Origin of the sequence: Staphylococcus devriesei (genome assembly GCF_002902625.1) — a bacterium.
GTDB lineage: Bacteria > Bacillota > Bacilli > Staphylococcales > Staphylococcaceae > Staphylococcus > Staphylococcus devriesei.
The window spans coordinates 21833-32713 of record NZ_PPRG01000048.1 but is presented as its reverse complement, the minus strand read 5'-3'; the positions used below and the strand labels follow the sequence as shown (position 1 = coordinate 32713).

The window sequence follows — 10881 nt, the reverse complement described above, 5'->3', positions numbered from 1 at the left end:
ATTTAATATACATAAAGGAGAATATTATGCTTTTTATACTTGCGATTATCGCATTAGTTATCACTCTCATTTTAGTGCCTGTATTAATTCCAACGCTTAAACGAATGAAATTTGGTCAAAGTATTCGGGAAGAGGGCCCACAAAGTCACATGAAGAAAACGGGTACACCTACTATGGGTGGACTAACGTTTTTAATTAGTATTATCATCGCTTCAATTATAGCGATTTTCTTTATCGATAATTCCAATCCGATTATTCTCTTGTTATTTGTTACTATTGGATTTGGATTGATTGGATTTATTGATGACTACATTATTGTTGTTAAGAAAAATAATCAAGGCTTAACAAGTAAGCAAAAGTTTCTAGCTCAAATCGGTATTGCAGTTATTTTCTTTGTTCTTAGTGATGTACTTCACTTAATTGAATTTTCAACTGATTTAAACATACCTTTTACTAATGTAAGCATACCGTTATCATTTGGGTATGTTATCTTCATTGTATTTTGGCAAGTAGGATTTTCAAACGCCGTGAATTTAACAGATGGTTTAGATGGACTAGCAACTGGATTATCAATTATTGGTTTTACGATGTTTGCTATCATGAGCTTTGTCTTAGATTCACCAGCTATTGGCGCATTTTGTATTATTATGATTTTCGCATTACTTGGATTCTTACCGTATAACCTTAACCCAGCCAAAGTTTTCATGGGTGATACAGGAAGTTTAGCATTAGGTGGGATTTTCGCAACTATCTCAATCATGTTAAATCAAGAACTATCTTTATTACTTATTGGTTTAGTCTTTGTAGTGGAAACTTTATCGGTAATGCTACAAGTTGCGTCTTATAAGTTAACTAAAAAACGTATCTTCAAGATGAGCCCTATACACCATCACTTTGAGTTAAGTGGATGGGGTGAATGGAAAGTTGTTACAGTATTCTGGACAGTAGGTCTAATTTCAGGATTAATCGGATTATGGATAGGAGTGCATTAACATGCTGAATTATACAGGAATAGAAAATAAAGAAGTTCTTGTAGTAGGGTTAGCAAAGAGTGGATATGAAGCGGCTAAATTATTAACTAAATTAGGTGCTAAAGTAACTGTTAATGATGGTAAAGATTTATCACAAGATCCTCACGCTAAAGATTTAGAAACATTAGGTGTGAAAATTGTTGACGGTGGGCATCCATTATCTTTATTAGACAACAATCCGATTATTGTTAAAAATCCAGGTATACCTTATACAGTCCCAATTATTAAAGCGGCAGAAGAGCGTAGATTAAAAATTTTAACTGAAGTTGAGTTGAGTTACTTAATATCAGAAGCACCTATTATTGCGGTAACGGGTACAAATGGTAAAACAACTACAACATCTTTGATTGGAGATATGTTCCAAAAAAGCAGGCTGACTGGTCGTTTGTCAGGTAATATTGGTTATGTAGCTTCCAAAGTAGCGCAAGAGACGTCACCAGAAGAATATTTAATTACTGAGTTGTCTTCATTCCAATTGTTAGGAATCGAAACTTATCGCCCTCATATTGCTATTATTACTAATATTTATTCTGCACATTTAGATTATCATGAAACATTAGAAAATTATCAAAATGCTAAGAAACAAATATACAAGAATCAATTAGAAAGTGATTATTTAATTTGTAATTATCACCAAAGACATTTAATTGAATCTGAAACATTAAAAGCTAAGACATTATACTTTTCTACGCAACAAGAAGTTGACGGTATTTACATTAAAGACAATTTCATCATTTATAAAGGGATTAGAATCATTAATATTGATGACCTTGTATTACCAGGAGAACATAACCTAGAAAATATTTTAGCAGCTGTATTAGCAGCAATTTTAGCTGGAGTACCAATTAAAGCAATTATTGATAGTTTAACTACATTTTCAGGAATTGATCATAGATTGCAATATATTGGAACTAATAGAACTAATAAATATTACAATGATTCAAAAGCTACTAATACATTAGCGACACAATTTGCATTAAATTCATTCAAACAACCAATTATCTGGCTATGCGGAGGATTAGATCGTGGTAATGACTTTGATGAACTAATACCTTACATGAAAAATGTACGCGTCATGGTTGTCTTTGGAGAGACTCAAGAAAAGTTTGCTAAATTAGGTAATAGTCAAGGTAAAGTAGTCGTTAAAGCAACTGATATTGAAGATGCAGTCGAAAAAGTTCAAGGCGTCATCGAGCCAAACGAAGTAGTGTTATTATCTCCTGCATGTGCAAGTTGGGATCAATATGGTACATTCGAGGAACGTGGTGAACGATTTATTGAGAGCTTCCGTGCACACTTGCCATCTTACTAAAGGGTGTGAAACCAAATGGATGATAATAAAAGGAAAAACGAACGTAAGTTAAGAGCTATTAAAAGAGCTGAAAAAAGAAGTAATCGCGGCCTAGATTCAACAGAAGATAATGCGTTCAATAAAAAAAACGACTTAAGTGACGATTTAACATATGATGATGAAGAGAGATATAAAATTCATCGAAAACAGGATGGAGTCGAAGGTCATCAAGAAGATAGAAAAGATAAAGATGATACAAAGATGCCACATTCCATTAACAATAAAAAATCAGATTCACAAACAACAAAGACATCTCAAAATCATACTGAATCAGACTCTAAGAAACAACGCAAAGAGAATAACAACAAGCTTTCATTTAGTAGCCTTAAAAATTTCAACAGTCAACGGAAGAGTAAAAAGCAAGAAAAACAAGATAAATATGAAGGCATGTCGCTTCAAGAAAAACGAGAACAACAAAGAATTGAAAGACGAAAGCGACAAAAACAAATTCAATATACAGTTATAACTATTTTAGTACTATTAATTTTATTATTTTTAATTTATATGTTTACACCTTTAAGTAGAATTGCTCATATAAATATAACAGGTAATAAAAATGTAAGTAATAGTCAAATTAAGAAAGCCTTAGATATTAAAGATAACTCACGCATGTATACCTATAGTAAGAAAAAAAGTATCAATAACTTAGAAAAAAATGATCTTATTAAAAATGTAGAAATAGATAAGCAATTACCTAATATAATTAATGTAAAAGTTACTGAAAATGAAGTTGTAGGTATTGTTAAAGAGAAAAACAAGTATGTCCCCATTATAGAAGGTAATAAAGAACTCAAAAATTATAATGGTGATATTGCTGGAAGTGGGCCAATTTTGGACGACTTTAAAGGCGATGACAAGGATAACATAATTAAAGCGCTATCTAATATGTCTTCTGATATAAGAGATATGATTTCTGAAATTAAATATGCTCCAGAACAAAATAATCAAAACAGAATTTTGTTGTTTATGAAAGATGACATGCAAGTGGTAGGGAATATAGATACGATTGCAAAAAAAATTCAATACTATCCACAAATGTCACAATCACTATCTAGAGATGATTCAGGAAATCTTAAAACTCGAGGGTATATTGATTTATCAGTAGGTGCATCATTCATTCCTTATGAGGAGAACAATGGCTCAGATTCTAAATCAGATCAGAACGTTCGTCAAAAATCTCAAGAAGAAATAGATGCAAAAGATGAATTACAGAGCGCTTTAAATAAAATTAACGAACAATCAGATTCAAATAATTAAAAAATTTCGATATTAATATGTGTTTATAGTTCACAAGGCAAACATCGTATTGTAAACTAAACATAGTGTATTTTAATAGTAATTTGTCAGGAGGTGCCTATCTATGGAGGAACATTACTATGTAAGCATAGATATTGGTTCATCAAGCGTAAAAACAATAGTAGGCGAAAAATTTCACAATGGAATAAATGTGATAGGTACAGGACAAACCTACACTAGCGGTATAAAGAATGGATTGATTGATGATTTTGACATTGCTAAACAAGCAATTAAAGATACAATTAAAAAAGCTTCTATCGCATCTGGTGTAGACATTAAAGAAGTTTTCTTAAAACTACCTATCATAGGTACTGAAGTATACGATGAAGTTAATGAAATTGATTTTTATGAAGATACTGAAATAAACGGCACACATATTGAAGAAGTGTTGGAAGGTATTCGTCAAAAAAATGACGTTCCAGATACAGACGTTATTGATGTCTTCCCTCTTCGATTCATTGTTGATGGCGATAACGAAGTTTCAGATCCGAAAGAACTTATTGCTAGACATTCATTAAAAGTAGAAGCTGGCGTCATTGCTATCCATAAATCTATTTTAATTAATATGATTAAATGTGTAGAATCATGTGGCGTTGATGTATTAGATGTTTACTCTGATGCATATAACTATGGTTCAATTCTTTCAGCAACTGAAAAAGAATTAGGTGCTTGTGTTATTGATATTGGTGAAGATTTAACACAAATCGCTTTTTATGAACGCGGTGAATTAGTAGACGCAGACTCAATCGAACTAGCAGGACGAGACATCACAGATGATATTGCGGAAGAATTAAACACTACATATGAAACTGCTGAGAAGATTAAACATCAATATGGACATGCCTTCACTAACTCAGCTTCAGATCAAGACGTATTTAGCGTAGATCAAGTAGATAGTGATGAATTAGTAGAGTATACGCAAAAAGATTTAAGTGCGATTATTGAACGTACAATGCAAGATATTATTGATGAAGTCTTTGATGTATTAGTTGACTTAGGTTTAACTAAAGTTAACGGTGGTTTCATCATTACTGGTGGTTCATCTAATTTACTAGGTGTTAAAGAGTTATTGAATACTATGGTTAATGAAAAAATAAGAATTCATACGCCATCACAAATGGGTATTAGAAAGCCTGAATTTACTTCAGCAATTTCTACTATATCTAGTAGTATCGCTTTTGATGAGTTGTTAGATTATGTTACAATAAATTATCACGATAATGATGAATTTGAAGAAGAAGTTATTGAAGAAGATGAAAAAGATAACGCTTCCAAATCTGGTGGATTTGATTGGTTTAAACGTAAATCAACTAAAAATGAAGATACTTATGAAGAAAACTACAATGAACCACATGACAGAGTTGAAAAAGTAGACAATCATGATAAGTATGAAACTCCAGAAGAACATCAAGAAACTGAACATCACTATGATGATGAACAAGAAAGACCTCAAAAAGAAGAGGGTAAATTTAAAAAACTTATGAAATCTTTATTTGAATGATTGGCCATTAAGACTAGGAGGAAATATAAATGTTAGAATTTGAACAAGGATTTAATCATTTAGCGACATTGAAAGTCATCGGTGTAGGTGGCGGCGGTAATAACGCTGTTAACCGCATGATTGACCACGGTATGAATAACGTAGAATTTATTGCAATTAATACAGACGGACAAGCTTTAAACTTATCTAAAGCTGAATCTAAAATCCAAATCGGTGAAAAATTAACTCGTGGGCTAGGCGCAGGTGCTAACCCTGAAATCGGTAAAAAAGCTGCAGAAGAATCACGTGAACAAATTGAAGATGCTATCCAAGGCGCAGATATGGTGTTTGTTACAGCTGGTATGGGTGGCGGTACTGGTACAGGTGCTGCACCAGTAGTAGCTAAAATTGCTAAAGAAATGGGCGCGTTAACTGTTGGTGTTGTCACTCGTCCATTTGGTTTCGAAGGACGCAAACGTTCTACTCAAGCAGCTGCCGGCGTTGAAGCTATGAAAGCAGCAGTAGATACATTAATCGTTATTCCTAACGACCGCTTATTAGACATCGTTGATAAATCTACTCCAATGATGGAAGCATTTAAAGAAGCAGATAACGTGTTACGCCAAGGTGTTCAAGGTATCTCTGACTTAATCGCAGTTTCTGGTGAAGTAAACTTAGACTTTGCAGACGTTAAAACAATTATGTCTAACCAAGGTTCTGCATTAATGGGTATTGGTGTTTCTTCAGGTGAAAACAGAGCTGTGGAAGCTGCTAAAAAAGCAATTTCATCACCATTACTTGAAACATCAATCGTTGGTGCGCAAGGCGTATTAATGAACATTACTGGTGGAGAATCACTTTCATTATTCGAAGCACAAGAAGCAGCAGACATCGTACAAGATGCTGCAGATGAAGATGTAAACATGATCTTTGGTACAGTAATTAACCCAGAATTACAAGATGAAATCGTTGTAACAGTTATTGCTACAGGTTTCGAAGATAAACCAACATCACAAGGCCGTAAAGCTTCTAGCACTGGTTTTGGTACAAGCGCTACATCAAGTGCGTCAACTCAAACAAGTGCACCTAAAGAAGATTCATTTGGTCAAGGAACTACAAGCTCACGTTCTTCTGAAAGTGTAAGTGAAAGAAGTCATTCTACTAAAGACGATGATATTCCTAGCTTTATCAGAAATAGAGAAGAAAGACGTTCTAGAAGAACTAGACGTTAATTGATAAATAAGTTTTAACTAATATTTGTTAATACATGAATTAGCAGTTAGAATGGTTATTTCATGTATGAATAGTCTTTCCTTGTAGGGGTATGGAACTTTGAATTCGCTTATGAATTCTGTTCTACCCCTTTTTTATTTACTTTAAAATAAAGTGAATATTGTTATATAATAAAAGTATGTTCATGTTTAGAGTAAAGATTGCGTTTTTAAATTTTAAAATAGAGAAATTTTAGAAGGTGGTTTTGTTTACGTGTCAAAGAAGTTTATTAAGTATCCTCATTATTTAAAATATGAATCTAGCGATATTGATGATATAACACTTGGATTCACAACGCGTGAGGGTGGCTACAGCTTATATCCAGAAGGCTCTTTCAATATGGCACGTTACATTGATGATAATCCAATCAATGTTACAAAGCATCAACATATGTTAGCCGAAGCTATTGATTTTCAACGCGACCAGTGGGTCTTTCCATTACAAACTCATGAAAATAACATAGCCCACGTGACTCAACGTGATCAGGGGAAAAATATTAATGAATTGACCAATCAATTACATGGTATTGATGGAATGTATACGTACGATTCTAATATATTATTAACAATGTGCTACGCAGACTGTGTGCCTGTTTACTTCTATAGTGTAAAGCACCATTTTATAGGATTAGCACATGCAGGTTGGCGAGGTACTTATGGCCAAATTGTAGTTAAAATGTTAGATAATATCGATTTTAACTTGGAAGATTTAAAAGTTGTAATTGGACCGTCTACATCTATGAGCTACGAAATCAACGATGATATAAAATCAAAATTTGAAACATTACCTATTGATACATCTAAATATATTGAGACGAGAGACACTAATCGTCACGGCATTGATTTAAAACGCGCCAATGCATTACTGCTTAACCATCATGGTGTTCCTTTAGATAATATTTATATTACTGATTATGCAACTTCAGAAGATTTGTCTCTTTTCTTCTCATATCGCATTGAAAAGGGACAAACTGGTAGAATGCTAGCATTTATAGGACAAAAATAATAATATTTGTAAAAATAGAAATTCTCATTAAGAGGTAGATACTTAAATGAAAGTACAAGATAACTTAGAAATAATTGAAAGAGAAATTAATATACATTTTGAAAAAAGTGAGTCAACGTCTTCACCAAACGTGATAGCAGTTACGAAATATGTTACAATAGACCGAGCTAAAGAAGCTTATGAAGCAGGGTTGAGACACTTCGGGGAGAACCGTTTAGAAGGTTTTTTAGAGAAGAAAGAAGCTTTGCCTGATGATGTCACAATGCATTTCATTGGTTCTTTACAATCGAGAAAAGTAAAAGAAGTTATTAACGATATTGATTACCTTCATGCTTTAGATCGTTTAAGTCTTGCTAAGGAAATTAATAAGAGAGCTAATCATCCTATTTCTTGTTTCGTACAAGTCAATGTTTCTGGTGAAGAAAGTAAACATGGGATTGCATTAGATGAAGTTAATGATTTTATTGAACAAATCAAGCAATATGAAAATATTAAAATCGTTGGATTAATGACTATGGCACCGTATACTGACGACACGAATTACATTCGTCAAGTATTTAAACAATTAAGAGAGAAACGTGATGAAATTAAAAACCTTGCTTTAGAGTATGCACCTTGTGAATATTTATCTATGGGAATGAGCAACGATTATCAAATTGCTGTAGAAGAAGGTGCTTCATTTATAAGAATAGGGACTAAACTTGTAGGAGAATAGGAGTGAATGCCGTGGCTATAAAAGATTTATTTAACAATTTTTTTCTAATGGATGACGAAGAAGAAGTAGTTGAAGGCCCAGAAGAGCATCAACAACGAACGGTTCAAAATGAAGCGTCTCAGAACAATAATGTACAACAACAACCAGAACGTCAACAAGCTAATCAAACAAAGCAAAGTAATTTAAAATCTGTGCCAACTAAGAAAACAACAAGAGCGTATAACTCAGAAGAAAGGAACAATCGTATGAATCACACACCTTCAAAGTCGAATACTAAGAACGTAGTAACGATGAATCAATCTTCACAAGAGTATAGTACATATGAAAGTTCAAAAATGTGCTTATTTGAACCACGTGTCTTTTCAGATACACAAGATATTGCAGATGAATTGAAAAATCGTCGTGCAACGTTAGTTAATTTACAACGTATCGATAAAGTTTCAGCTAAACGTATCATCGACTTCTTAAGTGGTACAGTTTACGCTATTGGTGGAGATATTCAACGTGTTGGGACTGATATATTCCTTTGTACACCTGACAACGTCGAAGTTGCAGGTAGTATTACTGATCATATTGAACAGATGGAGTCACAACACTACGAATAAGGAGTTTAATATATGGACCTTGGCTTATTAAGTAGTATTTTTTCATTTATTTTATTTTTAGTCAAAATTTATTACTTTGGGATGATTATCTATTTCTTTACTTCTTGGGTGCCAAGTATACGAGAATCTAAATTTGGCGACGTTTTAGGAAAGCTTTATGAGCCATTTTTAGAGCCTTTTAGAAAGATAATTCCACCTATTGGAATGATTGATATCTCATCACTTGTGGCACTCTTCGTGCTTATACTGTTCCAAGCAGGGTTACAAAGTATTTTTAGTATGATTATAAGATATTTGATGCTACATTAATTTTATATTTTTATTGATAGTCTGGAACGTCAACCGTGTTCTAGACTATTTTTATGTTTTATTTATGAGATATGGTTTAAATATTATTAAGAGTCTATTTATTTGAAAAAGGAGGTTAAAGCCATCGATATATATCAACATTTTAGAACTGAAGAACAAACATTAATTGATCAATTTATTGATAAATGTACTCAAGTAGAACAACAATATGCACCAGTATTAACCCATTTTCTGGATCCAAGAGGACAATATATACTGGAAGTAATTGTAGGAAGTTATGAAGATATGCATGTAAGTTTCTTTGGTGGAGAAAATGCAGAAAGAAAACGCGCGATTATCGCACCAAGTTACTATGAGCCGACTGAAGAAGATTTTGAAGAAGTACTTATTCAAATCAACTATCCTGAGAAATTTGTTACACTACAACATCAACATGTACTAGGAACATTAATGTCCCTGGGTATAGAAAGAGATCAGCTAGGAGATATTATTGTAGGCGAAACAATTCAATTTATTTTGACAAAGCGGTTAGAATCATATATTCTGTTGGAATTAACAAAGATAAAAGGTGCATCAGTGAAACTTAATTCTATTCCATTTAAAGATATGATACAATCAGTAGAGAATTGGAAAAATCAAGGTAGCACAGTTAGCGCTTTAAGATTAGATGTTGTTTTAAAAGAAATGATTCACAAATCAAGATCAATTGCGAAACAACTTATCGAAAAGAAACGTGTGAAAGTTAACCATACAATTATCGATTCACCTGATTTTCAAATACAAACCAATGATTTATTATCCATCCAAGGTTTTGGGCGTGCTCAAATTACCGAAGTGGGTGGTAGAACAAAAAAAGACAAAATACACATAACTTATCGAACGCTATTCAAGTAAATATGAAATATAAATTATAGTCTGATTTGAGGAGGATATGGAATGCCTTTTACACCTAGTGAAATTAAGAATAAAGAATTTACTAAAGTTAAAAATGGTTTAGAACCTGCAGAAGTTAGTGATTATTTAACTCAATTAAGCAACGAAATTGAGCGCTTAAAAGAAGAAAAAAAACAACTTGAAAAAGTTGTTGAAGAGAGAGATACTAATATTAAATCTTATCAACAAGTCCATCAATCAGTAAGTGATGCACTTGTGCAAGCACAACAAGCAGGTGAAGAAACTAAGTTAGCTGCTACTAAAGAAGCGGAAGCAACAATTAGTAAAGCACAAGCTCAAGCAGATTTAATTGTAAATGATGCCATTGAAAAAGCACGACATTTATCATTCCAAACTGAAGACATGAAACGTCAATCTAAAATATTTAGATCACGTTTCCGTATGTTAGTTGAAGCACAATTAGATTTACTTAAAAATGACGATTGGGATTATTTGCTTAATTATGACATTGATGCTGAACAAGTAACTCAAGAGAACTTCCAACATTTAAACAATCAAGATATTACTCCTGAAGAGCAACAGCAAGCCCAAACACAGCAATCAGCAAATAATGCTAATAATAGCGAAAGTACAAGTAACAATGCTAATTCACAAAGTGTGACAGGTTCAACTAATAATAATGCAGTTAATACGAATGAATCTAACTCACTTAAGTCAAGTGAAGAGCCAAATCAAACGAAATCAAATAAATAGTATTTATTTTCAAAAGTCAGACGCGTAGGAAATAGTAAACTTTTCACAGCGAGTTAGGGTAGGTGGAAGCCTAGCAAAAGTGTATTTCTTATATCACTGACTTATCATATTATAATATTTTATAAGAGAGAACTCTAAGTTGAGTTAACAAGGGTGGTACCGCGGTGATT

11 protein-coding genes are annotated in these 10881 nt (G+C 32.9%); all 11 read left to right on the top strand.

The annotated features are described in order from the left end of the window. Positions 1-26: 26 nt before the first annotated feature. The 11 genes from mraY (at position 27) to CD147_RS07785 (ending at position 10711) form a co-directional block, all read left to right on the top strand. On the top strand, positions 27-992 hold the full coding sequence (gene mraY / locus CD147_RS07835) for a phospho-N-acetylmuramoyl-pentapeptide-transferase (RefSeq protein WP_103166857.1): 966 nt from the start codon (positions 27-29) through the stop codon (positions 990-992). Position 993: 1 nt separating this feature from the next. Beyond that, the gene (gene murD / locus CD147_RS07830) at positions 994-2343 is read left to right on the top strand and encodes a UDP-N-acetylmuramoyl-L-alanine--D-glutamate ligase (protein WP_103166856.1); all 1350 of its coding nucleotides are present in this window, start codon (positions 994-996) and stop codon (positions 2341-2343) included. Between the two features lie 15 nt (positions 2344-2358). Then, positions 2359-3639: a cell division protein FtsQ/DivIB gene (locus CD147_RS07825; protein WP_103166855.1), complete on the top strand. Its 1281-nt coding sequence runs from the start codon at positions 2359-2361 to the stop codon at positions 3637-3639. Between the two features lie 103 nt (positions 3640-3742). After that, a complete protein-coding gene (ftsA, locus tag CD147_RS07820; protein WP_103166854.1) occupies positions 3743-5179 on the top strand; it encodes a cell division protein FtsA in 1437 nt (478 codons plus the stop codon). Between the two features lie 29 nt (positions 5180-5208). Beyond that, positions 5209-6390: a cell division protein FtsZ gene (gene ftsZ, locus CD147_RS07815; RefSeq protein WP_103166853.1), complete on the top strand. Its 1182-nt coding sequence runs from the start codon at positions 5209-5211 to the stop codon at positions 6388-6390. A gap of 253 nt (positions 6391-6643) precedes the next feature. After that, the gene (gene pgeF, locus CD147_RS07810) at positions 6644-7435 is read left to right on the top strand and encodes a peptidoglycan editing factor PgeF (RefSeq protein WP_103166852.1); all 792 of its coding nucleotides are present in this window, start codon (positions 6644-6646) and stop codon (positions 7433-7435) included. A 46-nt stretch (positions 7436-7481) separates the two neighbouring features. Next, the gene (locus CD147_RS07805; protein WP_103166851.1) at positions 7482-8150 is read left to right on the top strand and encodes a YggS family pyridoxal phosphate-dependent enzyme; all 669 of its coding nucleotides are present in this window, start codon (positions 7482-7484) and stop codon (positions 8148-8150) included. 11 nt (positions 8151-8161) lie between these two features. Then, positions 8162-8755: a cell division protein SepF gene (locus CD147_RS07800; RefSeq protein WP_103166858.1), complete on the top strand. Its 594-nt coding sequence runs from the start codon at positions 8162-8164 to the stop codon at positions 8753-8755. Positions 8756-8767: 12 nt separating this feature from the next. Next, positions 8768-9064 (top strand): YggT family protein, encoded by a 297-nt coding sequence (locus CD147_RS07795; protein ID WP_103166850.1) that lies wholly within the window; start codon positions 8768-8770, stop codon positions 9062-9064. A 102-nt stretch (positions 9065-9166) separates the two neighbouring features. After that, on the top strand, positions 9167-9958 hold the full coding sequence (locus CD147_RS07790; protein WP_169926899.1) for a YlmH family RNA-binding protein: 792 nt from the start codon (positions 9167-9169) through the stop codon (positions 9956-9958). A 42-nt stretch (positions 9959-10000) separates the two neighbouring features. Beyond that, entirely contained in the window at positions 10001-10711 is a 711-nt protein-coding gene (locus CD147_RS07785; RefSeq protein WP_103166848.1) for a DivIVA domain-containing protein, read from the top strand. Positions 10712-10881 lie beyond the last annotated feature (170 nt).